This window comes from Bradyrhizobium sp. WSM471 (assembly GCF_000244915.1).
Classification (GTDB): domain Bacteria; phylum Pseudomonadota; class Alphaproteobacteria; order Rhizobiales; family Xanthobacteraceae; genus Bradyrhizobium.
The window spans coordinates 4,836,108-4,860,022 of record NZ_CM001442.1 but is presented as its reverse complement, the minus strand read 5'-3'; the positions used below and the strand labels follow the sequence as shown (position 1 = coordinate 4,860,022).

The window sequence follows — 23,915 nt, the reverse complement described above, 5'->3', positions numbered from 1 at the left end:
GCGTACTGGATGCCCCGCTTTCGCCTGGCATGACGGAGAGCTAATCCTGCGGCTCGGACGCGGCATCGCCTTGCGCGTCGATGCGCAGCCAGCCTGAGGGCGCGAGGCGCTGCTGCGGCAGGAAGCGGGCCTTGTAGTCCATCTTCTTCGAGCCTTCGATCCAATAGCCGAGATAGACGTAGGGCAATCCCTGCCGGCGGGCGCGGGCAATGTGGTCGAGGATCATGAAGGTGCCCATCGAGCGGCTGACTTCGCCGGGCTCGAAGAACGAATAAACCATCGACAGGCCGTCGCTGAGCACGTCGGTCAGCGCGACCGCGATCAGCTGCTCGCCACGACCGGTGATGCCACTGTCGGGACCACGCTTGCGGTACTCGATGATGCGGGTTTCGACATGGCTGTCCTCGACCATCATGGCGTAGTCGAGCACGGTCATGTCGGCCATGCCGCCATGGCGGTGACGGGAATCGAGATAGGCGCGGAACACCGAATATTGCTCGGAGGTCGGCACCGCGCTGCGCTGCTCGCCGATGATGTCGGCGTTGCGCGAAATCACCTTGCGGAAGTTGCGGGACGGACGGAACTCGTTGGCGATCACCCGGACCGAGACGCAGGCGCGACACTGGTCGCAGGCGGGACGGTAGGCGATCGATTGGCTGCGACGGAAGCCGCCATGGGTCAGGAGGTCGTTGAGATCACCGGCGCGCTCACCTACGAGGTGCGTAAACACCTTGCGCTCGTGCCGGCCCGGCAGATAGGGGCAGGGGGACGGCGCCGTGAGGTAAAATTGTGGGGTGTCGCGCGAGTGCTGGGTCAAGGGACGTCGTGGGCCTCCAAAATGTGCATCAGCATCGCGCTACGAAAGCCCCCGGTCAATCGGTCTACTCGGCAGGTCAGATCGGACAGCATAGCGGGTTCAGGTTGATAGGTCCTTGATCCGGGTTCGTTGATCAGTAGGTCGTTGATCAATAGGTCCTGGCGCCCTGAGGCACCGGCGCGCGAACGGAATTGTTGATCACGACCGTTCCCAGCACGAAATCCTGCAGCAAGCGCCTGCGGCCGTTGAACAGCCCGACCAGCACCACGAAGGGCGACAGGAACGAGACGGTGACCCAGAACAGCACGGCGTGGGTGGCCCCGAGCACGAAATAGCCGGGCGCGCCGTACCAGGTGCGCAACTCAAGATCCATCACGCGCATGCCGATCGTCGCGGACGACGGACCGCCGATGCAGGCGCCGTAATAGACGATGGCCCAGATCACGGAGGCCGGCCAGGCCAGCCAGAACAGCGCCCAGCCGATGCCGAGCGTAACCACGCCGAACACCGCGATGAAGAGGTAGCCGAGGATCACCGGCACCGAGATCACGACCATGTCGATCAGGAAGGCGAACACCCGCCGCGTCGCAACACCGCGGAACAGTTCCGGGTGCAGATAGGGATCGTAAGCATGCGGCTGCGCCCCACCGTCATTGCGCCAGGCATTGCCCGAGTCCGAATACGACATGACCGTTCTCCCGAGGGAAACTCCCGTGGCAGGACTCCCGTGGAAGGACATGGGAACAGGCCGTCCGCGTGCCAAGGGCGCCGGCATTAACAAGCCGAAATATTCCGGCGATTCGGGGGCGGGGGAGGTGGAAGGAACGGTGTCGGCGTGCCAAACCCTCCGTGTCGTCCTGGCGAAAGCCAGGACCCATCACCCCAAGGAGAAATTTGGCGAACACTGGGAGTTGATCCCTTCGCCGGTATCGATACCGCGTGCTCTCGATAGATCACGCGGTATGGGTCCTGGCTTTCGCCAGGACGACGGTGGGGAAGCAGGGTGCCAACCTTCGCCGGGACGATATTCGGTGGTAGCGTACCTTACCCCTGAGCGCGCAGCTTCTCCGCTGCCTTCGGTGCGAAATAGCTCAGCACACCGTCGGCGCCGGCGCGCTTGAACGCCAGCAGGCTCTCCATCATGGCGCGGTCGCCGTCGAGCCAGCCATTGTTGGCGGCGGCCGCGATCATCGCGTATTCGCCGGAGACCTGGTAGGCGAAGGTCGGCATGGCGAACGTGTCCTTCACGCGGCGGACGACGTCGAGATAGGGCATGCCGGGTTTGACCATCACCATGTCGGCGCCCTCGGAAATGTCGAGCTCGACCTCGCGGAGCGCCTCGTCGGTGTTGGCGCTGTCCATCTGGTAGGTGCGCTTGTCGCCGGTGAGCGTCTTGGCCGAGCCGATGGCGTCGCGGAACGGGCCGTAGAAGGCGGAGGCGTATTTTGCGGCATAGGCCATGATCTGCACGTCGAGCAGGCCGGTGCGATCCAGGCCCTCGCGGATCGCGGCGACGCGGCCGTCCATCATGTCGGACGGCGCGATGATGTCGCAGCCGGCTTCGGCCTGCACCAGGGCCTGACGCACCAGCACGGCGACGGTTTCGTCGTTCAGGATCTTGCCGTCGGAGATCAGGCCGTCATGGCCGTGGCTGGTGAAGGGATCGAGCGCGACGTCGCAGAGAATGCCGATCTCCGGAAACTCCTTCTTGATCGCGCGCACCGCCTGGCAGACCAGATTGTTCGGGTTGGTGGCTTCCGAGCCCTCCTCGTCGCGCAGGGACGGGTCGGTGTAGGGAAACAGCGCGAGGCAGGGGATGGTGAGCTTCATCGCGCGCTCGGCGTCGCGCACGGCCTGGTCGACGCTGAGACGCTCAACGCCCGGCATCGAGGCGATCTGCTCGCGCTTGTTGTTGCCATCGATCAGGAACAGCGGCCAGATCAGATCGTCCGTCGTGAGCACGTTCTCGCGCACCATGCGCCGGGCCCATTCGGCCTTGCGGTTGCGGCGCGGGCGGACGGTCAGATCGAGGGCAGGGGAGGCCCCAGTGCCATCCCGGCGCGAGACCTCGCGCAATTCGATCGGACGTCCGTATTTGATCGCCATCACTCTTCCTCCGGCTGGAATTATTCTTATACCAGCTCGCATGGTTCCCGTCACCGCGGCTTGACGTGCCGCAAAAGATGGCAGCCGATTGATTTTGCGGGGCAAAGCAGCCAGAAGGGGGCATGTCCGAGATTTCCACCCGCGATGCGGCCCGCGACAGCACCAGGGACGCCGTCCGAGACAATGCCCGAGACAGTGCAATGTCGGTGGCGGCGATCTCGTCGGAGCGAGCCGAGTCCGACGACAATGTCTGGACGCGCCGGCTCGTGCTGTTCCTGCGAGTCATGGCGCTGCTCTCGATCCTCAAGGGCCTTTATCATTGGGCTCAGGTCACCGGTTTCGTCGGCGGCGAGGACGAGGCCTTCGAGAACCAGTCGATGGCCTGGCAGGCCTCGACCATCTACTTCGCCGTGATCGAACTCGTTGCCGCGGTTGGGCTGTGGCTGGCCACGCCTTGGGGCGCCGTGGTGTGGCTGACGACCGTAGTGTCGATGGCGGTGATCGAGCTGATGTTCCCGGGCATCTACGGCGGCAGCCTGGTCGTGGTCGGGGTCGAAGCCTTCATGCTGGCCGCCTATCTCGCACTCGCCTGGATGGCCGCACGCGAACGGCCGCCATAGGCGAAGTCATTTCAACGTTCTCTCTCTCTCTCTTGCCCCGGACGCTGCGCAGCACGCAGTGATGCGCTGCTGAGCCGGGGCCCATCTCTCCACAAGCGCGTTTGTGGCCCCTCGTGTCCCGGATCTTCGCTGCGCTCGTCCGGGACACGAGGGCGCAGTTGTGCCCGCTTGGTTGACGGTTGGTTGCGTAAAATTCGACGTAAGTTTTCGCTAACCAGCGTGTTCCGCCACAGCTCTTACGCGGCCGTTTCGAAACGGGGCGGGGCTGTTCTGGAATGCGACAATCGGGGCGGACGGAGGGTGAACAGGACCTTGCGAGAGTCAACAGAGAGTTGCGAAAAGTGCTTGTGGCACAGGCTTAATCCGCAATTCACTGTCTTAAATTCATGATCTCTTTATTCTCTTATTTAAGCCGATCTTCAAACGAGCCCCCTTAAGTTGCACCTATCAGACGGGACACAAGTTTCGTCGAATGAGTGTCGATAAAAACGACAACAGGGGAAGTGTCATGATGAAAGCCGTCGCAACTGCGGCAGATACCGCAGAGCGCGTCTCCGGCCAGCAGGGTTCGGTGCAGACGCTCTATCTGGAAGCTTTGACTCTGGTGGAGCGGCTGCATCGCCGGCTGCTCGACGTCATCAAGGACGAGTTCGATCGCCGCGGCCGTGCGGACATCAACTCGGTGCAGGCGCTGCTGCTCTACAACATCGGCGACAAGGAGCTGACCGCGGGCGAACTGCGCACGCGCGGTTATTACCTCGGCTCCAACGTCTCCTACAATCTGAAGAAGCTCGTCGAACTGGGCTTCCTCGATCATCAGCGCTCGCGCGTCGATCGCCGCTCGGTGCGCATCCGCCTGACGCCGCAGGGCCAGGAAGTCCGCCGCATCGTCGACTCGCTCTACCAGAAGCACGTCAAGACGGTCGAGCAGGTCGGTGGCATCTCGGGCGAGGAGTTCTCGACCCTGAACAAGTCGCTGCACCGCCTCGAGCGGTTCTGGACCGACCAGATCCTGTATCGTCTCTGAGTTCTTTTCGACGGGACAAGGCCAAGCCGGCCCACAACAAGACCGGCAAGCCTCCCGAACGTGCCTGAGCTTCCCCAAGCGCGCCGGCCCGGCTCTGCCCGGACCGGTGCGTTTTTCCATTTCGCGGTTGCGAAAAAAATCCCCAACCGCAGGGAACGAGTTCCCGGTTCGGCGCTTATCCTCTTCGATCGGAGGGCGGACGATGCTGGTCGAGCGTGGCGTGGGGGTGATGAACGTGGAACTCGTGAGCGAGGCCTACGCCATCGCCGCGAACTATCTTCGCCGCTCCGGCGCGATCCGGGACACCCTCGTCACCGACGAACGCCTGCTCGAAATCGTCATCAAGCTGCTCCAGCGCGGCGAACTCAACAAGATCAGGCTGGCCAACAAGGCCATCGTCAGGTTCGAGGCGCAGTCCGAGGCCAAAGCGGTTGCCTGATCTCAACTCCCAAACGCGGCAAGAACCAGAGGGTGCCATGGAAGCTGCCATCGACCGGATCATGCATACCTACGATTTGCTCGCCAACCGCACGTCTGCGGCGAGCGCGGAGGCGCGGGAAAAGGTGACGAACTACCTCAACACCTTGATGGAAGCCGGCGAGAAGGACACCCACAGGTTGACGGTTTGCGGCCTCACCTATCTGCGGCAGCTCGACGGCAGTGTGGATCCCGTGAAGGCGGGGTATACCGGGCTTTAGAGGCCGGCCGGACGTCAGCCGGTCGCACCGCGGCGTTTCGAGCGCAAAGCGGACCCTCCCGGGCATGGACGACTGGATGCCGGCCGGTCGTCCAATTTTCCAATCCCACCATATCTTGCATAAATCACAGGTCCGACCCGCAAACCCTTGGCCTGTTGCGGGCGATGTGGTAGATCGCGCTCGCCGCTTCCGATCGCCACACCAGACCCGCCCGTAGCCCACCAAACGGCTGCGGCGGTGGAGATATTCGCAAGATGACCTTCGCCAAAACCGCCTCCGCGCCCGATTCGTTTTTCACCGCCTCGCTCGAGCAGGCTGACCCGGAAATCGCAGCCGCCATCAAGGGCGAGCTCGGCCGCCAGCGTCACGAGGTCGAGCTGATCGCCTCCGAGAACATCGTCAGCCGTGCCGTGCTGGAAGCGCAGGGTTCGGTGATGACCAACAAATATGCGGAAGGCTATCCGGGCGCGCGCTACTACGGCGGTTGTGAGTGGGTCGACGTCGCCGAGAACCTCGCGATCGATCGCGCCAAGAAGCTGTTCGGCGCCAACTTCGCCAATGTGCAGCCGAACTCCGGCAGCCAGATGAACCAGGCAGTGTTTCTGGCGCTGCTTCAGCCCGGCGACACCTTCATGGGCCTCGATCTTGCGGCCGGCGGCCATCTCACCCACGGCTCCCCCGTCAACATGAGCGGCAAGTGGTTCAAGGCCGCGCACTACACCGTGCGCCGCGAGGACCAGATCATCGACATGGACGCCGTCGCCAAGCAGGCCGCGGAGGTCAAGCCGAAGCTGATCGTGGCCGGCGGCTCGGCCTATTCGCGCGCCTGGGACTTCAAGCGCTTCCGCGAGATCGCGGACAGCGTCGGCGCGTACCTGCTGGTCGACATGGCGCACTTCGCCGGTCTCGTCGCCGGCGGCGTGCATGCCTCGCCCGTGCCGTATGCGCACATCACCACCACGACGACGCACAAGTCGCTGCGCGGACCCCGCGGCGGCCTGATGCTATGGAATGACGAGGCGCTGACCAAGAAATTCAACTCGGCGATCTTCCCGGGATTGCAGGGCGGACCCTTGATGCATGTGATCGCGGCGAAGGCGGTCGCCTTTGCCGAGGCGCTGCGGCCGGACTTCAAGGTCTATGCCAAGAACGTCGTCGAGAACGCCAAGGCGCTGGCCGAGGCGATGAAGGGCCACGGCTTCGACATTGTCTCCGGCGGCACCGATAATCATCTGATGCTGGTTGACCTCCGGCCGAAGGGCCTGAAGGGCAACGCCTCGGAGAAGGCGCTGGTTCGCGCCGCCATCACCTGCAACAAGAACGGCATTCCGTTCGACCCCGAGTCACCGTTTGTCACCTCCGGTATTCGTCTGGGCACGCCGGCGGCGACCACCCGCGGGTTCGGCGTTGCCGAATTCCAGCAGGTCGGCGGCATGATCGCCGAAGTCCTCAACGCGATCGCACAATCTTCCGACGGCAAGGCGCCGCTGGTCGAAGCCGCGATCAAGGAACGGGTCAAGGCGCTCACCGACCGTTTCCCGATCTATCAGTAAGGCTCAAGACAACCGGTCAAGGTCAACGGATGCGCTGCCCGAACTGCAACAGTCTCGATACGCAGGTGAAGGACTCGCGTCCGACCGAAGACTCTTCCGTGATCCGCAGGCGGCGCGTGTGCGTCGCCTGCAATTTCCGCTTCACCACCTTCGAGCGGGTGCAGCTGCGCGAGCTCACCGTGATCAAGCGCAACGGCCGCCGCGTGCCGTTCGACCGCGACAAGCTGATGCGCTCGGTGTCGATCAGCTTGCGCAAGCGGCAGGTCGAGCCTGAAAGGGTGGAGAAGATGGTCTCCACCATCGTGCGCGAGCTCGAGACCGGGGGCGAGGCCGAAATCTCCTCGGAGGTGATCGGCGAGACCGTGATGGAGCATCTGCGCACGCTCGACGACGTCGCCTATGTCCGCTTCGCCTCGGTCTACCGCAATTTCCGCGAGGCCAAGGATTTCGCCGACGTGCTTGGCGAGCTCTCCGGTGAGGAGGAAGCGCGGCTCGCCGCGATCCGCAAATGATCTTCCGCATCCTGGAAGATCAATTCGCGCAAAAGGCGCGCGAGTCCAGGGATGCCGACCGGCGCTTCATGGAGCTTGCGCTGGCGCTCGGCAGGCGCGGGCAGGGACGTACCTGGCCCAATCCCGCCGTCGGCGCCGTCATCGTCAAGGACGGCGTGATCGTCGGCCGCGGCTGGACCCAACCAGGCGGACGGCCGCATGGCGAGCCTGAAGCGCTACGGCGTGCGGGCGAGGCCGCGCGCGGCGCCACGCTCTACGTCACGCTGGAGCCGTGCTCGCATGTCGGCAAGTCGCCGCCGTGCGCCGACGCCGTGATCGCCGCCGGCATCACGCGGGTGGTGGCCGCGATCGAGGATCCCAATCCGGAAGTCGCGGGTCAGGGCCATGCGCGCCTGCGCGCCGCCGGAATCACGGTGGATGTGGGTCTGTGCGCGCGCGAAGCCGCCTTTGATCATGCCGGGCATTTCCGTCGCATCAGGGATCACCGCCCGCATGTGATCCTGAAGCTCGCGGTCTCGCCCGACGGCAAGATCGGCGCAGCCGGCGGCAAGCCGGTCGCGATCACCGGCGAGGCGGCGCGCGACCGGGTGCATCTTCTGCGCGCCTCGAGCGACGCCATCCTGGTCGGCATCGGCACGGTGCTGGCGGACGATCCGCAGCTCGACTGCCGCCTGCCGGGCATGGCGGCGCGCTCACCGGTGCGCGTGGTGCTCGATCAGAGCCTGCGCATTCCCGGCGCGAGCAAGCTCGTTGGCTCCGCGCGCGAGATTCCGCTGTGGGTGGTGGGTTCTGAACTCGCGGAGGCCGCGGCCGCCACGCGGCTCGGTGCCGCCGGCGCGCAGGTGATCCGGGTGCCGCCCGGCAACGCCTCGGGTCTCGATCTTGCGGCCGTGCTGCATGCCTTGGCCGGGAAGGGCATCACGCGGCTGATGGTCGAGGGCGGCAGCCGCGTCGCGGCGTCCTTCATCGCCGCCGACCTCGTTGACGAGATCTGGCTGTTCCGCGGCGCGGAGGCGGTGGGCGCCGACGGGGTGGATGCGCTCGCTGCATTGCCGCTGTCGAAAATCACGCAGTCGCAGGCCTACAAGGTTCATGCTAGCGAGACCTTCGATCAGGATACTCTCACCATCTACGAGCGCGCGTAATGTTCACCGGCATTGTCACCGATATCGGCGAGATCGTCGGCTTCACACCGAGGGCGCAGGGCCAGTTGCATCGGCTGCGCATCGCCTGCCGCTACGACCAGACCAGCATTGCCGACGGCGCCTCGATCGCCTGCAATGGCGTCTGCCTGACGGTGGTTGCTTCCGGTGTCGAAGGCGGCAAGGACTCTGCTCAAAGGACCTGGTTCGACGTCGATGCCGCGGCCGAGACGCTGGCGCTGACGACGGCCAAGCACTGGAGGGTCGGCACCAGGCTCAATCTCGAGCGTGCGCTCAAGATCGGCGACGAGCTTGGCGGGCATATCGTCGCCGGCCATGCCGATGGCATCGCGACCCTCGTCAGCCGCGAGGATCTGCCCGACATGGCGCGGTTCGAGCTCTCCACGACGCGGGAGCTGGCGCGGTTCATCGCGACCAAGGGCTCGATCACGCTCGATGGCGTGTCGCTGACGGTTAATACGGTGAAGGACGTGACCTTTTCGGTGCTGATCATCCCGCACACCCTCACGGTCACGACGATCGGCGGCTGGAAGGCGGGGGATGACGTCAATATCGAGGTCGATCTGATGGCCCGCTATGCGGCGCGGCTGACGGAAATGAAGTGACGGCGTCTTTAAACTTGGCTTACCCGCTGGTGGCGACTACATAGCGCCAACCCCTGTGGAACGGATTTGACGATGGCAGACGCGCGGCGCGCACCCCTGAAGGACCAGACCGACATCTCCGGCGCACGCGCGCTGATTGTCGAGGCGCGGTTCTATGACGATCTCCAGGACGCGATGCTCGAAGGCGCGGTGGCAGAGCTGAAGGCGGCCGGTCTGACCCACGATGTCATCACGGTTCCCGGCGCACTGGAGATTCCTGCGGCGATCGCCATCGCGGTTGATGCCGCGGCCGCCAATGGCAAGCCCTATGACGCCGCGATTGCGCTCGGCTGCGTGATCCGTGGCGACACCATCCATTTCGAGATCGTCTCGCAGGAATCCTCGCGCGCGCTGATGGACCTGGCGGTGGCGCGCAAGCTGCCGCTCGGCAACGGCATTCTCACTGTCAACACCGAGGCGCAGGCCTGGGCGCGGGCGCGCGCCAGCGAGCTGAACAAGGGCGGCGATGCCGCGCGGGCCGCGATTGCGATGCTGCGCATAAAGCGCCGGCTGGCGCGGGCTTGATCATGGCCGATAACAACAAGAAGCCGCCGGCTGGCACGGAGAAGAAAGCGAACCGGCGCGGTGCGGCGCGGCTCGCGGCCGTGCAGGCGCTGTATCAGATGGATATCGGCGGCGCCGGCATCAACGACATTTTTGCAGAGTTCGAAAGCCACTGGCTCGGCAACGAGGTCGAGGGCGACACATATCTCCCGGCGGAAGCGGCGTTCTTCCGCGACGTCGTCTCCGGCGTCGTGCGCGACCAGAAGAAGCTCGATCCGCTGATCGACGAGGCGCTGTCGAAGGGCTGGCCGTTGAAGCGCATCGAAGCGATCCTGCGCGCGGTGCTGCGGGCAGGGGCGTACGAATTGGAACACCGCAAGGACGTGCCGGGCCGCGTCGTCGTATCCGAATATGTCGACGTCGCCAATGCCTTCGTCGACCGCGAGGAGACCGGCATGGTCAACGCGGTGCTCGACCAGATTGGCCGCCAGTTTCGCGGTGACGAGTTCGGGCGGGGGTAGACGGCGCGAGGGCGGTGATTTGATGCGATGCGGCTGCCCCATATTCTGCTGTCATCACCCGCGAAGGCGGGTGATCCAGTACGCCGCGGCCTATCGATGTCACACGATCGTCTCTGGAATACTGGATCGCCCGGTCAAGCCGGGCGATGACAGCGATGTGTGTGGCTGACGCTAATGACCAGCCCGCACAACCCCTCCGCCGAAGACTCCCTCATCGCGCGCTATTTCAAGCCGCTGGCGACTGATCCCGGCGCGCTGGGGCTGGTGGACGATGCCGCCATCCTGCAGGCGCTCGGCAGCGACATCGTCGTCACCACCGACGCGGTGGTCGAGGGCGTGCATTATCTTGCCGCCGATCCGCCCGATACCATCGCGCGCAAGGCGCTGCGGGTGAACCTGTCCGATCTCGCCGCCAAGGGGGCCGCGCCGGCCGGCTTCGTGCTGACACTGGCGCTGCGTAGCAAGGAAGACGCCTGGCTCAGGCCGTTCGCGGACGCGCTCGGCGAGGATGCGAAAACCTTCGCCTGTCCGCTGCTCGGCGGCGACACGGTGTCGACGCCGGGGCCGCAGATGATCTCGATTACCGCCTTTGGCCGCGTGCCGCAGGGGCGGATGGTCGGCCGCACCGGCGCGAAGCCGGGCGACCGTATCCTGGTGACGGGAACGATCGGCGACGCCGCGCTTGGCCTCGACGTGCTCAAGGGCGGTGCGGTCGCGAATGCGCTGGCCTCCGATCCGCACGCGCGCGAGACGCTGATCTCGCGCTATCGCGTGCCGCAGCCGCGCAACGCTCTCGCGCAGGCCGTGCGCGACCATGCGACGGCTGCGATGGATGTCTCCGACGGGCTTGCCGGAGATCTGACCAAGCTCTGTGCGGCGTCAGGCGTCTCGGCCACGATCGAGGTGACGAGCGTGCCGCTCTCGACCGCTGCGGCCGGCCTGATCGCGGGCAAGGTCGTTTCCGTCGAGACGCTGCTTGCCGGGGGTGACGATTACGAGGTGCTGTGCACCGTTCCGCCGGCGCAAAGCGACACCCTGATTGCCTTGGGGCGGGCGGCAGGCCTTGCCGTCACGGCCATCGGCACGATCGTCGCGGGCCATGAGCGGCCGCGCTTCCTGGACGGGCAGGGCCAGGAGCTGGTCTTGAAGCGGCTGTCCTACAGCCACTTCTAGGAATTGCTCCAAACCCGCGTCCGGGCTCCCAAGACCGGCTAAATACCTGCCGAGATCGGCTTTTCGGCCTTATCTGGCGTTGCACCCTCAATTTGATTTTGGCAAGGTCGTGACCGACTAGGGCCGCGCCTTCGGGCAAGGGGCGGCCCTTTTCAAATCAAGGCGCCGCACCGCACGACGGAAAAACAAAAGGCGCCGGGGGTACGTTCATCAAGGATCTGAGGCAAAAAATCACATGACAGCATTATGGTTGATTGTGCTCTGCGGAGTGCTTTCCGTCGTCTACGCGATCTGGGCGACGTCTTCGGTTTTGAGCGCGGATGCGGGGTCTCCGCGAATGCAGGAAATCGCGGCAGCGGTGCGCGAAGGCGCACAGGCCTACCTGCGGCGTCAATACACCACGATCGGCATGGTCGGCATCGTCATCTTCGTGCTGCTCGCCTATTTCCTGGGGCTCTATGTCGCGATCGGTTTTGCCATCGGCGCGATCCTGTCGGGGGCGGCCGGCTTCATCGGCATGAACGTCTCGGTCCGCGCCAATGTGCGCACCGCGCAGGCGGCGACGACGTCGCTCGCGGGTGGTCTCGAGCTTGCCTTCAAGGCGGGCGCCATCACCGGCATGCTGGTGGCGGGCCTCGCGCTGCTCGGCGTGACCCTCTATTTCGGCTTCCTGGTCCATTCGCTGAAGCTTGCGCCTGACAGCCGCGTCGTCATCGACGCCATGGTGGCGCTCGGCTTCGGCGCCTCGCTGATCTCGATCTTCGCCCGTCTCGGCGGCGGCATCTTCACGAAGGGTGCGGACGTCGGCGGCGACCTCGTCGGCAAGGTCGAGGCCGGCATTCCCGAGGACGATCCGCGCAACCCGGCCACCATCGCCGACAATGTCGGCGACAATGTCGGCGACTGCGCCGGCATGGCCGCCGACCTGTTCGAGACCTATGCGGTGACCGCGGTTGCCACCATGGTCCTGGCGGCGATCTTCTTCGCCAAGACGCCGATCCTGGCCGACATGATGACGTTGCCGCTCGCCATCGGCGGCATCTGCATCATCACCTCGATCATCGGCACCTTCTTCGTGAAGCTCGGGCCGAGCCAGTCGATCATGGGCGCCCTGTACAAGGGTCTGATCGCAACCGGCGTCCTGTCGCTGGTCGGCATCGCCGGCGTGATCTATTACCTGATCGGCTTCGGCAAGCTCGCCGGCGTCGATTACACCGGCATGGCGCTGTTCGAATGCGGCGTGGTCGGCCTCGCCGTCACCGCGCTGATCATCTGGATCACCGAATACTACACCGGCACCGACTATCGTCCCGTCAAGTCGATCGCCCAGGCCTCGGTGACCGGCCACGGCACCAACGTGATCCAGGGCCTCGCCATCTCGATGGAGTCGACTGCGCTGCCCGCGATCGTCATCATCGCCGGCATCCTGGTCACCCACAGCCTCGCCGGCCTGTTCGGCATCGCGATCGCGACCGCCACGATGCTGGCGCTCGCCGGGATGGTCGTCGCGCTCGACGCGTTCGGTCCGGTGACCGACAACGCCGGCGGCATTGCCGAGATGGCCGGCCTGCCGAAGGAGGTTCGCAAGTCGACCGACGCGCTCGATGCGGTCGGCAACACCACCAAGGCGGTGACCAAGGGCTACGCGATCGGCTCCGCCGGTCTCGGCGCCCTGGTGCTGTTCGCGGCCTACAACGAGGATCTCAAGTTCTTCATTGCGGACTCCGCGCACCACGCCTACTTCGCCGGCGTCAAACCGGACTTCTCGCTCAACAACCCCTACGTCGTGGTGGGCCTGTTGTTCGGCGGTCTCTTGCCCTACCTGTTCGGCGCGATGGGCATGACCGCCGTGGGCCGCGCGGCGAGCGCGATCGTCGAGGAGGTCCGCCGACAATTCCGCGAGAAGCCGGGCATCATGCAAGGCACCGACAAGCCGGATTACGGTAAGGCAGTCGATCTTTTGACGAAGGCGGCGATCAAGGAAATGATCATCCCCTCGCTGCTTCCGGTGCTGTCACCGATCTTCGTCTACTTCGTGATCTATGCAATCGCGGGGGGCGGGGCGGCCGGCAAGTCGGCGGCGTTCTCGGCCGTCGGCGCGATGCTGCTCGGCGTAATCGTGACGGGCCTGTTCGTCGCGATCTCCATGACCTCGGGCGGCGGCGCCTGGGACAACGCCAAGAAGTACATCGAAGACGGTCATTTCGGCGGCAAGGGCAGTGACGCGCACAAGGCGGCCGTCACCGGTGACACCGTCGGCGATCCTTACAAGGACACGGCCGGCCCGGCGGTGAACCCGATGATCAAGATCACCAATATCGTTGCCTTGCTGCTGCTTGCGATCCTGGCGCACTGAGGTAGACGTTGCTGAACGAAGACCCCGCGGCGCAGGCCTGCGGGGTCTTTCTTTGCGTGCGTGGTGCCAGGGGGGCGGCGCATCATCTGAACATGAAACCCGCCCGGCGGGACGTGAAACTGCAACAATCCGATCATCAGAGCGATCCATCGATGCCGAGGGCGTAAGCGGCGCGGAAATGTGCATCCTAGGCGTGCGCGCATTTAGGGTTGCTTAACCGGCCGAGCTCTAGAAATACGCGAGATTGTCGGCGGCGTTTTAGCGAGTTCCGCAGCACGCGTCGGGATGTTCCGCGCGAGGCGCGCTCTCGATATGTTCAGGGGTTCGCTGCTTGCCGCCCGCACGAGGGAGGTTTCCGTTGCCTGCACGGCCTGTGAACGAGATTGAGCGGGCATTGATGGCGCATCCGGGCGTGGCGGATGCTTTCTTCAGCGCCGAGCCTGGCCACGGTGGTCAGTCCGAGGTCGCTTTCGTCGCAATTGCCCCCGATCGTCTGAGCGCCGGCAAGGCGAAGCGTCTCCAGGCCGAGACGGATCGCAGAGTTGCGCAATGGCGTCGGGCTTTCGATCAAGCGTATCGCCGTGACGCCGACGGTGTTGTGCCGTCATTCGTCGGTTGGACCAGCAACTTCACCAACAGGCCCATTCCCGAACCCGACATGGTCGATTGGCTGGATCATACGGTCCTGCAAATTCGTGCTCTTGGTGCAAGGCGGGTATTGGAGATCGGATGCGGCGTCGGCTTGCTTGTCGAAAAGCTCGCGCCTGGCTGCGAGGTATATTGCGGGACCGACCTCTCGCCGGTAGCCGTTCAGCGGCTGCGTGCGTTCGCGCAGTCGGAGCCCGAGCTTCGGCATGTCGAATTTCTAGAGCGGGAAGCCGCCGATTTGAGCGGCTTGCCGCTGAATTCGTTCGATGCAGTGGTGCTCAATTCGGTCGTGCAATACTTTCCCGGCATCGAATACCTGCACACAGTCTTGGAGCATGCCGCATGCCTGGTAGCTCCTGGGGGGCACATCTTCGTCGGCGACGTTCGTAACCTCGAGCTCCTGCCGGTCTTCCATCGCGAAGTTCAATCCGCGAAAGTTTCGGGAGCCACGGATGCCGGGCTCGCGCGAAAGATCTTCTTGTCGATCGCCCAGGAGCGCGAGTTGGTGATCGACCCCCGCTATTTTCACGGCATTTCCGGATCCATCCCGCGGATATCGGGTGCGGAAATCCTGCTCAAGCGCGGATCAAGCTACGAGCTGACCCGCTATCGCTATGACGTGGTGCTGCGTGTCGATCCCGAAGCTGCTTCAGCTGGCAGCGAGAACAGCAGCCTCGTGCCGGACATGAAGCACGGGGCAAGTGAGGGCAGGCCGCTGGCGACCGATCCGATGGCCGCCGCGTTCCTTCAGCATCTCGGCATGGAGCTCGGGGACATGTTGCAGGCCCAGGTTCCGGAGGCGAAATTGCCCGCGGCCGTGATCGCGCTCAACCAGCGAGATTTTGCCGAGATCGTGCAGGCCTCGTCGAGCGCGCCGGGCGATCCCGGCGACAATGAAATGATCGAGGCGTCGGTATGACCGCCCATAATCTGGCGCTGCGTTTCGAAGAGGCCGTTGCGTCCTCGCCGGACGCTGTCGCTCTGTTCTGCGAAGGCGACAGGTTTGCCTTTTCGGAGCTCAACCGGTTGGCAAACCGGTTGGCGCGCTGGTTGACATCGCGGGGCGTCAACAAGGGCGCCGTGGTGTGCCTCGAATTGCCGAAAATCGTCGAGGCCTATGCGCTCGCGATCGCCTGCATCAAGATCGGAGCACCCTATGCGTTCCTCGATCCTGCGGCTCCCGACGAACGTGCCTGGCTGATGCTGGAGCGATGCCGGCCCGCGCTGATCGTCAGCGTGCGCGATGGATCTGGACCGCGGACATTGATCGGCGATGCGAGTGCCCGAGCTGCCTTGCATCATGCCGCGTCGCAGTTTGAAGATGACAATCTACAGCTGACATCCCTGATCACCGGGGCCGATCCGGCCTATGTCATGTTCACCTCGGGATCGACTGGCGAACCGAAGGGGGTGGTCATCCCCCATCAAGGGGTGCTTCACCTGATCGCCTGGGCGAAGAACGATCTTGGAATTGGACCCGGTGACCGGCTGACGAATGTCAACCCGATCTATTTCGACAATTCGGTCTTTGACATCTATGCCGGCTTGCTGAACGGAGCGGCGGTTGTCGCGCTGGACGCGCTGAAGGGGCGGCCTCCCGCAGAGCTGGTGTCGGAGATCACCAAGCATCAGTGCACATTCTTCTTCGCCGTGCCGACCCTCTTCATGTTCCTGGACTCCATGCATCTTCTGAGCCCGGATTGGCTGCCGAGCATCAGCCGGTTCATGTTCGGCGGTGAGGGGTTTCCGCTGGCCCGGCTTCGCCGCTTCCACGACGCGTTTGCTGGCAAGGCGAAGCTGATCAATTGCTACGGTCCGACCGAGACGAGCTGCATTTGTAGCGGTTTCGAGATCGTCGAATCCGTTTTTGAGACCAAGGACGGATTGGCCCCCCTGGGGCGGCTCAACCCCAATTTTAGCTACCGGATCCTGGATGAAGAGATGAAGCCGGTGCCCGCGGGCACCGCCGGCGAGTTGTGGCTGGGAGGTCCTGGGGTAGGGCTCGGCTACATCAACAACCCGCAAGAGACGGCCCGCCGTTTCTGTCAGGATCCTCTGATCGACGGCTATCGGTCGATCCTCTATCGGAGCGGCGACCTCGTGGAGGCCGACCTTGAAACTGGCGTCCTGCGTTTTCGCGGTCGCGCGGATAATCAGGTCAAGCTTCGGGGGTATCGGGTCGAGCTGGAGGAGATCGACCACGCACTGATGGCGTGCAGGGGAATAACCCGTGCGCTTGCCGTGGTGCAGCACGACGCCAGTGGTGCCAGTCGGCTGCTGGCCGCGTATTCGGGTGCGAGAATGGCAGAGACCGATCTGCGCCTGCACTGCGCGGCGCACCTTCCCGCCTACATGGTGCCGGGCCGGTTCATCTGGATGGAAGACATTCCCATCAATCCCAATGGCAAGGCGGACCGCCGCTCGGTGGCGTCGCTGCTTGGCGAAGCTGTTGCAAGGGCCTCGTAGATGCAACAGCTCGTCGTGATCGCGCGCGTTGTCCGATGAGTGTTGAAAGCCAGTCCTACGGCTACGCGCCATCGGGTCCTCTTGAGAAGCCGTCGTGGCGGTTGATCCCCAGGATCGATCAGGACCCGAGGCTCGTGGCGGGGGTCCAGGACATCGGTGGCCGCGTGCTGCTCTGCTGCGCGGTCGGATTGCTCGCAGTTCTGTTTCGGCAGATAGGTATCGATTTTACAGCGGCGGGACTCGCGCTGATATGCGCCTATGCCGGCCGGTACCGGCGCGTCCTGATCCTGCTCGCAACCTTGCTGCTGCTCTATCGCAGCGGGTTCCTGATCGACCGCGGTTTTCTCGAACGGCTGGCGGTCGACGAAGGCGTCGGCGACCGGATCCATCAGCCGCTGCTGGAAGCGGTCATGCTGGTCGTCGTGGTTGCGCTGTTCGCGGGACTGCTGATCATGCAAGGAGCAGGGACGATCGTTTTCCGGCGCCCGACGCTCAGCCTGTTGCTGGCGTTCCTGGCACTCGTCGCGCTGACGCAGGCCACGGCGATGGCCGGCCTGCCGCGCGTCTTACTGTGGTCGTTCCTGATGACGGTCCAACCCTATTTGTGGTTCCTTGCCTATGGTCTGGCCGATGCGGGCAGGAAGCGATCTCCGGTGTGGCGGCATCTGAGCGTTTTCCACCCCTTCTGGGGATCGTCGCTGACGCCGTTCGGGAAGGGGCTGTCTTATCTCGACCGCTTCGAGGCCAAGACACCCGAGGAGCTTGCTGAAACGCAGCTCAAGGGCGTCAAGCTTGCGGTCTGGATCCTTGTGCTCGCCATCGTCAGGATCTGTCTCGTCGAGTTGGTCCACGCGCGTTTGCAGCTTCCAATGTTCGACGACAACTTGCTGCAATATCTCGCGGGCCATCCCTGGTCGCGTTTCGTCGGATGGGCGAGCCTCGTCAGCTTCTTCGCCGAGGACCTGCTGAGCATGACGGTTTTCGGCGGCGTCATCATTGCCACGGCGCGGCTTGCCGGCTTTCGCCTGCTGCGCAACACCTACCGGCCTCTGGAGTCAACGACGCTCGCGGAATTCTGGAACCGCTACTACTTCTATTACAAGGAACTGCTCGCCGATCATTTCTTCTACCCGACCTTTGTTCGCTGCCTCCGCGGCCATCGCCGCCTTCGCATGTTCTTCGCCACCTTTGCCGCGGCTTGTGTCGGCAACCTGCTGTTTCACTTCATCCGCGATATTCATTTCGTCGGCGAAATGGGCCTTTGGCGGGCCGTGGTCGGTCAGCAATCGCACGCGTTCTACACGTTTGTCCTTGCCATCAGCGTCGGGCTCTCGCAGATGCGCCGCGCCCCACGGGCGCCGCAAGGATGGCTGCGTGGCCGCTTGCTGCCTTGCCTGTGGGTGTCGAGCTTCTTTTGTCTCATTCACGTCTTCGATGCGCCGCTCGACCGCGAGCATTCGCTCGGGCAACGCGCCGAATTCCTGTTCTATCTCCTGGGAGTCTCGACATGACCACGAAAGCCGGCCCTGAAGTCAGATCGCAGATGCGACGCTACATCGTGCAGCGGCTGCTGATGAAGGGCGACAGCGCGCCGCTTGGTGACGATGATCTGTTGTTCACCAGCGGCCGCCTCGATTCGCTCGACGCGGTCGAGCTGATTATGAGCATTGAGACCGACCACGGGATCAATTTCTCCGACATCGGCTTCGATTTGACGCGCCTGGACTCGATTTCGGCGATTGCTGCTTTGGTAGGACAGCCGTCGGCCGAGCTTGCATAGCAACCGATGTGTCGCCACGCGCTCAACCCGAAAGCGCGTCGCGGCGATGCATGTTGGGCCGCCTCCGCGGATGCGAAGGCTACTGCACGTCCATCTGCAGCCCTTCCTTCTGGATGATGCCGGCGAACTTCTTCGTCTCGGCGTCCACGAAGGCGGCAAACTGGTCGGGCGTGCCGTAGTCGGCGCGGGCGCCCATGGCGGTGATGTTCTTCTTGATGTCGTCGCGCTCGAGCATCGCCTTGACCTGGAGATTGAGCGCGTTGAGCACCTCGGGTGAGACGCCTTTCGGCAGGAACACGGAAAACCAGGATGACACGTCGAAAGCCGCAAGCTCCGGCGCGCTCTCACGCATGGTCGGCAGGTTCGGCGCCAGGTCGCTGCGCTCCGTCGTGGTGACGCAGAGGCCGGTGAGGGTGCCGTTCTGCACCTGGGGAAGGCTCGGATAGAGATTGTCGAACAGGATCTGGATGTCGCCGGCGAGCGCCGCCTGGAGCGCGGGACCGGCGCCGCGGAACGGGATGTGCGTCATCTTCAGGCCGGTGAGCTGCAGGAACCAGGCGCCGGTGAGGTGAGGGCTCTGGCCGACGCCGGAGGAGGCGTAGCTGAGCTTGTCCGGATTGGCCTTGAGATAGGCGACCAGCTCGGCGATCGACTTGATGCCGGTCTTGGGATGCGCCGAGACGATGTTCGGGATCCGGATCATGTTGGAGACCGGCTGGAGCTGGTCCGGCTTGTAGGTGAGGTTCTTGAAAATGCTGTAGGCGATCGCGTTCGGACCGGGATTGCCGATCAGGATGGTGTGGCCGTCCGGCTTGGCGCGGACCACCTCGGCCGTGCCGATCGTGCCGCCGCCGCCGGAGCGGTTTTCCACCACGGCCGATTGGCCCCAGGCGGTCTGCAGATGCGCGGCCAGAAGCCGACCCATCACGTCGGTCGAACCGCCGGCGGCCGCCGGCACGACGAGGCGGACGTTTTCGGTGGGCTTCCAGTCCGCCAGACTCGATCGCGGCAGGATCGCTGCGGCCGAGATAGCGGCAGCACCGGTGAGCACGCGACGGCGGGACAGCAATTTATTGGGCACGAATCCACTCCCTGCATCTTGTTTTGCGGAGAGCGTATGGAACAGGACGCGCAACGGCAAGCCGCACGAAGCCGCAGGCTGAAGGCTCAGTTAAAGCTGAGCAGCTTGAAGATCGGCGCGAGGTAGCTCATCTCCTGGCCCGACGTCGGCGTGGTCCGGCTGATGAAGTCGAAGATCTTGCCGTCCTGCAGGCCGTAATTCGCAAGGCGGCGCACGCGCCGGTTCTTGTCGAAATAGACCGCGATGACGCGCTGATCGACCACCTTCTGGTTCATGAAGGCGACCATGCGCTCGGAGCGCTGCGAGATGTAATAGAACACTTCGCCGTCCAGGGTTGCGACGGTGGAGGGGGTGCCCATCACGATCAGCACCTGGTCCTGGCTCGCGCCGATCGGAATCTGCTCCAGCGCGCCGGGCGGCAGGATATAGCCCTTCTGGAACTGCTCGCCGGTACAGCCCGCAAGCGCAGCGCCAACCAGGGCCGCGGCCGCGAACAGGCGCAAACCGCGCCAACGTGCGTGAAGGCCGCGCCGCTTGTCTGCACGCAGGCTGGTCTGGTTCGTTATCGTCATAGCGGAACTGATTCCGTCCCCTTGCGTCGCGCGAGGCGCTGAAGTACCGGGCGGAGGCTCTGAATGCAACACGCGCGCGCCCGCTTGCGGAAACCACAATGCTTTGGCCGTTCAATCACTTCAGGAAACCCCGCCTAGCCTCGCCGGGCACCATTGAAGCCATCTATGGCATGATCGTGACGCAGGCGCGAGAACCCATATTTTACCGCGACTTGGGCGTGCCGGATACCGTTAACGGGCGTTTCGATCTGTTGCTGCTGCACCTCTGGCTGCTGCTGCGCCGCCTGCGCACGGTCCAGAGCGCCACCGAGCTGTCGCAGGCGCTGTTCGACCGCTTCTGCGAGGACATGGACGACAATCTGCGCGAGATGGGGATAGGGGACCAGACCGTGCCGAAGCGGATGCGGGCCTTCGGCGAGGCCTTTTACGGGCGGGTCCAAGCCTACGATCAGGGTATGGACGGCAGCGGCGAGGCGCTGGCATCGGCGATCTGCAAGAATATCTTGAACGGGGCCGGCATGGACCAGGCGCAGCGCCTCGCGGCCTATGCCAGGGCCGCCGAGGCCGACCTCGCCCGGACCGGCGAGGCCGCATTGTTGGCCGCGTCCTTCAAGTTTCCTCCAGCGCTTCCTGAGGATGTCACGCCATGACCCGACCGATACCAGCATCCGGGCCCGATCCCTGGCGGGTGCCCGTCATCGTTGCACAGATCCCGGATACCGGCCTGCATCGCAAACTCGAGGCCTCGGCCGCCGAGCGGCAGGCCATGGCTGAGACGGCAGGCTTGCGCGAGGTTGTCTCGGTCCAGGCCGATTTCGATGTCGTGCCGAAAAGCGGCAACCGGATCCAGGTCACGGGGCACGTCCGCGCCCGGATCGGCCAGACCTGTGTGGTCACGCTTGACCCGATGGAGAGCGACATCGACGAGGAGGTGGACCTGATATTTGCCCCCGAGGCCGAGGTCCGCCGCCTGGCCGAGCTGATGGAGGAGGGGCACGACGATCAGGAGCAGGTCGCCGACCCGCCGGAGGCGATCGTCAATGGCATTATCGACCTCGGCCGGCTCGCCACCGACGCCCTGTTCCTGGCGGTCGACCCCTATCCGCGGAAGCCGGGGGTCGTGTTTGAGCCCGAGGTCACCGCCCCCGATCCGGAGGACCATCCCTTTGCGGTCCTGAAGGCACTCCAGGACAAGAAGAAAGACCAATAGCTGCCGTCCTACCCGGAGGACCGCTTTGCTACGGGGCGCGAGGTGTTTGCGGTGGTGGTTTGAAAGTTCGAATTATCTGTTTGATTTTGATGTGTTTCTCGTGAATTAGTCCGTCCGCGGCCCGATGCTCCCGAATGCAAAAGGCTGGGGGCAAGAGGTTGTTTCGGGATAACAAAACGCTATTGTCGCGCCCCGGTCCGGGTGCGGCGTGGCGCTTGACCGACCGCCATGTTCGTGGCGAACCCATTTGCGGCCCCGCTCGTTCAAGACCGCACCAGACCAGGTTTCCAGGACTTTTATGCCAAGCAAGGTTCGCATCGCGCTTGACGCCATGGGGGGCGACGCCGGCGCCGCCGTGGTCATTCCAGGCGCCGCCATCTCGCTCGCTAGGCATCGCGAGATCGAATTCCTGCTGATCGGGGACCGCGCCAAGATCGAGCCCGAGCTCGACCGCCACCCCGCGCTGAAGGCCGCCTCGAAGATCATTCATACCGATGTCGCGGTCAGCGGCGAGGACAAGCCGAGCCAGGCGCTGCGGCGCGGCCGCAGGACCTCCTCCATGTGGCTTGCCATCGATGCGGTGAAAAAGGGCGAGGCGGATGTTGCGGTCTCTGCCGGGAATACCGGCGCGCTGATGGCGATGTCGCGCTTCCACCTGCGCACGCTGCCGGGCGTCGACCGTCCGGCCATTGCCGGCATGTGGCCGACCAGGCGCGGCGATTCCGTCGTCCTCGACCTCGGCGCCAGCATCGGCGGCGATACGCATCATCTGGTGTCGCTCGCCATCATGGGCGCGGCGATGGCCAGTGTGTTGTTCAACAAGAAGCGTCCCACGGTCGGCCTGCTCAATATCGGGGTCGAGGAGATCAAGGGGCACGAGGAGATTCGCGAGGCCGGCGAAATCCTGCGCGCCAGGAACCTGCCCGAGCTCGACTATCTCGGCTTCGTCGAGGGCGACGGCATCGGCAAGGGGGTGGCGGACGTCATCGTCACCGAGGGCTACAGCGGCAACATCGCGCTGAAGGCCGCGGAGGGAACCGCACGGCAGATGGCGGAATTGCTCCGGGACGAGATGAAGCGGAGCTGGCTGTCAAAGCTCGGCTATCTCTTTGCGCGCAACGCCTTCCAGGCCCTGCGCAACAAGATGGATCCGAACAAATCCAACGGCGGCGTGTTGCTGGGGTTGAACGGGATCGTGGTCAAGAGCCATGGCGGAATCGCTGCCGAAGGCTTTGCCTATGCGATCGATGTTGGCTATGAGATGGTCAAATTCGATCTCCTCAACAAGATCAATCAGATGCTCAATCGCGAAGGTGGTGCACTCAGTTCCGTGCAGGCCGCGCAGGAGGCTGTTTCGTGACTCAAATTCGTTCGGTCGTGCTGGGCTGCGGCTCTTATTTGCCGGAGCAGGTGGTGACCAACGCCCAACTGGCGGCGCGCATTGACACGTCCGACGAGTGGATCGTGCAACGCACCGGCATTCGCGAGCGGCACATCGCGGCCGAGGGCGAGTTCACCTCGCATCTGGCGCTCAAGGCGGCGCAGGCTGCGCTCGCCGATGCCGGCGTGGACGCGCAGTCGATCGACCTGATCGTGCTCGCGACCTCGACCCCTGACAACACCTTCCCCGCGAGCGCGGTCGCCGTGCAGCACGGGCTCGGCATCAACCATGGCGCCGCCTTCGACCTTCAGGCGGTGTGCTCGGGCTTCGTGTTCGGGCTCGCCACCGCCGATAATTTCCTGCGCACGGGCGCCTTCAAGCGCGCGCTGGTGATCGGGGCGGAAACCTTCTCGCGCATCCTCGACTGGACCGATCGCGGCACCTGCGTGCTGTTCGGCGACGGCGCCGGCGCCGTGGTGCTGGAGGCGCAGGAGCAACCGGGCAATGCCGCGACCGACCGCGGGATCGTGACCACGCATCTGCGCTCGGACGGCCGCCACAAGGCGAAGCTGTTCGTCGACGGCGGTCCGTCCTCGACCCAGACCGTCGGCCATCTGCGCATGGAGGGCCGCGAGGTCTTCAAGCACGCGGTCGGCATGATCACCGACGTGATCGTCGACGCCTTCAAGGCGACCGGGCTCGATGCCGACAGCATCGACTGGTTCGTGCCGCACCAGGCCAACAAGCGAATCATCGACGCGTCCGCGCACAAGCTCCATATCGCGCCGGAGAAGGTGGTGCTGACGGTGGACCGTCACGGCAACACCTCGGCGGCCTCGATCCCGCTGGCGCTGTCGGTGGCGCGCAAGGACGGCCGCATCAAGCGCGGCGACCTGGTTCTGCTCGAAGCCATGGGCGGCGGCTTCACCTGGGGCTCCGCGCTGGTGCGCTGGTAAGCCACAGTCGATAAAATTTTGCCCGAATCAGATCGGATTATCGATGCGCCTGCATTGATGAGCGCTGTTGACCGCCGTATCGTAAGCTCATAATTTCAGACAACAATTGTTCGCCGTGATGTGGGGC

At 64.3% G+C, this 23,915-nt stretch carries 25 protein-coding genes; 20 read left to right on the top strand and 5 right to left on the bottom strand.

Annotation, left to right across the window (positions count from 1 at the left end; all coding sequences use genetic code 11):
- Positions 1-40: 40 nt before the first annotated feature.
- The 3 genes from BRA471DRAFT_RS21720 to hemB all read right to left on the bottom strand — a co-directional run bounded on the left by BRA471DRAFT_RS21720 (position 41) and on the right by hemB (position 2,923).
- Entirely contained in the window at positions 41-817 is a 777-nt protein-coding gene (locus BRA471DRAFT_RS21720) for an arginyltransferase (RefSeq protein ID WP_007611125.1), read from the bottom strand.
- Between the two features lie 148 nt (positions 818-965).
- On the bottom strand, positions 966-1,505 hold the full coding sequence (locus BRA471DRAFT_RS21715; protein WP_007611123.1) for an RDD family protein: 540 nt from the start codon (positions 1,503-1,505) through the stop codon (positions 966-968).
- A 356-nt stretch (positions 1,506-1,861) separates the two neighbouring features.
- The gene (gene hemB, locus BRA471DRAFT_RS21710) at positions 1,862-2,923 is read right to left on the bottom strand and encodes a porphobilinogen synthase (protein ID WP_007611121.1); all 1,062 of its coding nucleotides are present in this window, start codon (positions 2,921-2,923) and stop codon (positions 1,862-1,864) included.
- Between the two features lie 122 nt (positions 2,924-3,045).
- Between hemB and BRA471DRAFT_RS21705 the strand changes: the two genes are divergently transcribed.
- The 16 genes from BRA471DRAFT_RS21705 to BRA471DRAFT_RS21630 all read left to right on the top strand — a co-directional run bounded on the left by BRA471DRAFT_RS21705 (position 3,046) and on the right by BRA471DRAFT_RS21630 (position 18,588).
- Positions 3,046-3,543 carry a DUF6163 family protein gene (locus BRA471DRAFT_RS21705; RefSeq protein WP_007611119.1) on the top strand — a complete coding sequence of 166 codons (498 nt, stop codon included), beginning with the start codon at positions 3,046-3,048 and terminating at the stop codon, positions 3,541-3,543.
- A gap of 508 nt (positions 3,544-4,051) precedes the next feature.
- Positions 4,052-4,570: a transcriptional regulator LdtR gene (gene ldtR, locus BRA471DRAFT_RS21700; protein WP_007603420.1), complete on the top strand. Its 519-nt coding sequence runs from the start codon at positions 4,052-4,054 to the stop codon at positions 4,568-4,570.
- 202 nt (positions 4,571-4,772) lie between these two features.
- Positions 4,773-5,009 carry a hypothetical protein gene (locus BRA471DRAFT_RS21695; protein WP_007611117.1) on the top strand — a complete coding sequence of 79 codons (237 nt, stop codon included), beginning with the start codon at positions 4,773-4,775 and terminating at the stop codon, positions 5,007-5,009.
- A 37-nt stretch (positions 5,010-5,046) separates the two neighbouring features.
- Positions 5,047-5,268, top strand: a complete 222-nt coding sequence (locus BRA471DRAFT_RS21690; protein WP_007603423.1) for a hypothetical protein — start codon at positions 5,047-5,049, stop codon at positions 5,266-5,268.
- Positions 5,269-5,522: 254 nt separating this feature from the next.
- Positions 5,523-6,821 carry a serine hydroxymethyltransferase gene (glyA, locus tag BRA471DRAFT_RS21685; RefSeq protein ID WP_007611109.1) on the top strand — a complete coding sequence of 433 codons (1,299 nt, stop codon included), beginning with the start codon at positions 5,523-5,525 and terminating at the stop codon, positions 6,819-6,821.
- A gap of 29 nt (positions 6,822-6,850) precedes the next feature.
- Positions 6,851-7,333 (top strand): transcriptional regulator NrdR, encoded by a 483-nt coding sequence (nrdR, locus tag BRA471DRAFT_RS21680; protein ID WP_007603426.1) that lies wholly within the window; start codon positions 6,851-6,853, stop codon positions 7,331-7,333.
- Entirely contained in the window at positions 7,330-8,478 is a 1,149-nt protein-coding gene (gene ribD, locus BRA471DRAFT_RS21675; protein ID WP_007611104.1) for a bifunctional diaminohydroxyphosphoribosylaminopyrimidine deaminase/5-amino-6-(5-phosphoribosylamino)uracil reductase RibD, read from the top strand. Before nrdR ends, ribD begins: the two co-directional genes overlap by 4 nt.
- A complete protein-coding gene (locus tag BRA471DRAFT_RS21670) occupies positions 8,478-9,101 on the top strand; it encodes a riboflavin synthase (RefSeq protein WP_007611102.1) in 624 nt (207 codons plus the stop codon). The genes ribD and BRA471DRAFT_RS21670 overlap by 1 nt, the downstream gene beginning before the upstream one ends.
- Before the next feature lie 72 nt (positions 9,102-9,173).
- A complete protein-coding gene (ribH, locus tag BRA471DRAFT_RS21665) occupies positions 9,174-9,665 on the top strand; it encodes a 6,7-dimethyl-8-ribityllumazine synthase (RefSeq protein ID WP_007611095.1) in 492 nt (163 codons plus the stop codon).
- Positions 9,666-9,667: 2 nt separating this feature from the next.
- Positions 9,668-10,165, top strand: a complete 498-nt coding sequence (gene nusB, locus BRA471DRAFT_RS21660; protein ID WP_007611091.1) for a transcription antitermination factor NusB — start codon at positions 9,668-9,670, stop codon at positions 10,163-10,165.
- A 174-nt stretch (positions 10,166-10,339) separates the two neighbouring features.
- On the top strand, positions 10,340-11,338 hold the full coding sequence (gene thiL / locus BRA471DRAFT_RS21655) for a thiamine-phosphate kinase (RefSeq protein WP_007611090.1): 999 nt from the start codon (positions 10,340-10,342) through the stop codon (positions 11,336-11,338).
- Between the two features lie 235 nt (positions 11,339-11,573).
- Entirely contained in the window at positions 11,574-13,694 is a 2,121-nt protein-coding gene (locus BRA471DRAFT_RS21650) for a sodium-translocating pyrophosphatase (RefSeq protein WP_007611089.1), read from the top strand.
- A 373-nt stretch (positions 13,695-14,067) separates the two neighbouring features.
- Entirely contained in the window at positions 14,068-15,261 is a 1,194-nt protein-coding gene (locus BRA471DRAFT_RS21645; protein ID WP_231170950.1) for a class I SAM-dependent methyltransferase, read from the top strand.
- Positions 15,258-16,808, top strand: a complete 1,551-nt coding sequence (locus tag BRA471DRAFT_RS21640; RefSeq protein ID WP_007611086.1) for an amino acid adenylation domain-containing protein — start codon at positions 15,258-15,260, stop codon at positions 16,806-16,808. Before BRA471DRAFT_RS21645 ends, BRA471DRAFT_RS21640 begins: the two co-directional genes overlap by 4 nt.
- 35 nt (positions 16,809-16,843) lie before the next feature.
- Positions 16,844-18,319 (top strand): hypothetical protein, encoded by a 1,476-nt coding sequence (locus BRA471DRAFT_RS21635; RefSeq protein WP_007611085.1) that lies wholly within the window; start codon positions 16,844-16,846, stop codon positions 18,317-18,319.
- The gene (locus tag BRA471DRAFT_RS21630) at positions 18,316-18,588 is read left to right on the top strand and encodes an acyl carrier protein (protein WP_007603436.1); all 273 of its coding nucleotides are present in this window, start codon (positions 18,316-18,318) and stop codon (positions 18,586-18,588) included. Before BRA471DRAFT_RS21635 ends, BRA471DRAFT_RS21630 begins: the two co-directional genes overlap by 4 nt.
- Before the next feature lie 79 nt (positions 18,589-18,667).
- Here BRA471DRAFT_RS21630 and BRA471DRAFT_RS21625 read toward each other — a convergent pair whose 3' ends face one another.
- Complete coding sequence (locus BRA471DRAFT_RS21625; RefSeq protein WP_007611084.1) at positions 18,668-19,669, bottom strand: tripartite tricarboxylate transporter substrate binding protein; 1,002 nt, start codon at positions 19,667-19,669, stop codon at positions 18,668-18,670.
- Between the two features lie 86 nt (positions 19,670-19,755).
- The gene (locus BRA471DRAFT_RS21620; protein WP_007611081.1) at positions 19,756-20,241 is read right to left on the bottom strand and encodes an outer membrane protein assembly factor BamE; all 486 of its coding nucleotides are present in this window, start codon (positions 20,239-20,241) and stop codon (positions 19,756-19,758) included.
- A 98-nt stretch (positions 20,242-20,339) separates the two neighbouring features.
- Here BRA471DRAFT_RS21620 and BRA471DRAFT_RS21615 point away from each other — a divergent pair, with 98 nt between their 5' ends.
- The 4 genes from BRA471DRAFT_RS21615 to BRA471DRAFT_RS21600 all read left to right on the top strand — a co-directional run bounded on the left by BRA471DRAFT_RS21615 (position 20,340) and on the right by BRA471DRAFT_RS21600 (position 23,788).
- A complete protein-coding gene (locus BRA471DRAFT_RS21615) occupies positions 20,340-20,891 on the top strand; it encodes a ubiquinol-cytochrome C chaperone family protein (protein ID WP_007611080.1) in 552 nt (183 codons plus the stop codon).
- Complete coding sequence (locus BRA471DRAFT_RS21610) at positions 20,888-21,451, top strand: DUF177 domain-containing protein (RefSeq protein ID WP_007611079.1); 564 nt, start codon at positions 20,888-20,890, stop codon at positions 21,449-21,451. The genes BRA471DRAFT_RS21615 and BRA471DRAFT_RS21610 overlap by 4 nt, the downstream gene beginning before the upstream one ends.
- A 298-nt stretch (positions 21,452-21,749) precedes the next feature.
- On the top strand, positions 21,750-22,811 hold the full coding sequence (gene plsX, locus BRA471DRAFT_RS21605) for a phosphate acyltransferase PlsX (protein WP_007611078.1): 1,062 nt from the start codon (positions 21,750-21,752) through the stop codon (positions 22,809-22,811).
- Positions 22,808-23,788 carry a beta-ketoacyl-ACP synthase III gene (locus BRA471DRAFT_RS21600; RefSeq protein ID WP_007611077.1) on the top strand — a complete coding sequence of 327 codons (981 nt, stop codon included), beginning with the start codon at positions 22,808-22,810 and terminating at the stop codon, positions 23,786-23,788. The genes plsX and BRA471DRAFT_RS21600 overlap by 4 nt, the downstream gene beginning before the upstream one ends.
- Positions 23,789-23,915 lie beyond the last annotated feature (127 nt).

Coding starts and splice junctions, on each gene's coding strand:
- BRA471DRAFT_RS21715 (WP_007611123.1), bottom strand. CDS start 1,505: ATGTCGTATTCGGACTCGGGCAATGCCTGGCGCAATGACGGTGGGGCG.
- hemB (WP_007611121.1), bottom strand. CDS start 2,923: ATGGCGATCAAATACGGACGTCCGATCGAATTGCGCGAGGTCTCGCGC.
- BRA471DRAFT_RS21705 (WP_007611119.1), top strand. CDS start 3,046: ATGTCCGAGATTTCCACCCGCGATGCGGCCCGCGACAGCACCAGGGAC.
- ldtR (WP_007603420.1), top strand. CDS start 4,052: ATGATGAAAGCCGTCGCAACTGCGGCAGATACCGCAGAGCGCGTCTCC.
- BRA471DRAFT_RS21695 (WP_007611117.1), top strand. CDS start 4,773: ATGCTGGTCGAGCGTGGCGTGGGGGTGATGAACGTGGAACTCGTGAGC.
- BRA471DRAFT_RS21690 (WP_007603423.1), top strand. CDS start 5,047: ATGGAAGCTGCCATCGACCGGATCATGCATACCTACGATTTGCTCGCC.
- glyA (WP_007611109.1), top strand. CDS start 5,523: ATGACCTTCGCCAAAACCGCCTCCGCGCCCGATTCGTTTTTCACCGCC.
- nrdR (WP_007603426.1), top strand. CDS start 6,851: ATGCGCTGCCCGAACTGCAACAGTCTCGATACGCAGGTGAAGGACTCG.
- ribD (WP_007611104.1), top strand. CDS start 7,330: ATGATCTTCCGCATCCTGGAAGATCAATTCGCGCAAAAGGCGCGCGAG.
- BRA471DRAFT_RS21670 (WP_007611102.1), top strand. CDS start 8,478: ATGTTCACCGGCATTGTCACCGATATCGGCGAGATCGTCGGCTTCACA.
- ribH (WP_007611095.1), top strand. CDS start 9,174: ATGGCAGACGCGCGGCGCGCACCCCTGAAGGACCAGACCGACATCTCC.
- nusB (WP_007611091.1), top strand. CDS start 9,668: ATGGCCGATAACAACAAGAAGCCGCCGGCTGGCACGGAGAAGAAAGCG.
- thiL (WP_007611090.1), top strand. CDS start 10,340: ATGACCAGCCCGCACAACCCCTCCGCCGAAGACTCCCTCATCGCGCGC.
- BRA471DRAFT_RS21650 (WP_007611089.1), top strand. CDS start 11,574: ATGACAGCATTATGGTTGATTGTGCTCTGCGGAGTGCTTTCCGTCGTC.
- BRA471DRAFT_RS21640 (WP_007611086.1), top strand. CDS start 15,258: ATGACCGCCCATAATCTGGCGCTGCGTTTCGAAGAGGCCGTTGCGTCC.
- BRA471DRAFT_RS21635 (WP_007611085.1), top strand. CDS start 16,844: ATGAGTGTTGAAAGCCAGTCCTACGGCTACGCGCCATCGGGTCCTCTT.
- BRA471DRAFT_RS21630 (WP_007603436.1), top strand. CDS start 18,316: ATGACCACGAAAGCCGGCCCTGAAGTCAGATCGCAGATGCGACGCTAC.
- BRA471DRAFT_RS21620 (WP_007611081.1), bottom strand. CDS start 20,241: ATGACGATAACGAACCAGACCAGCCTGCGTGCAGACAAGCGGCGCGGC.
- BRA471DRAFT_RS21615 (WP_007611080.1), top strand. CDS start 20,340: ATGCTTTGGCCGTTCAATCACTTCAGGAAACCCCGCCTAGCCTCGCCG.
- BRA471DRAFT_RS21610 (WP_007611079.1), top strand. CDS start 20,888: ATGACCCGACCGATACCAGCATCCGGGCCCGATCCCTGGCGGGTGCCC.
- plsX (WP_007611078.1), top strand. CDS start 21,750: ATGCCAAGCAAGGTTCGCATCGCGCTTGACGCCATGGGGGGCGACGCC.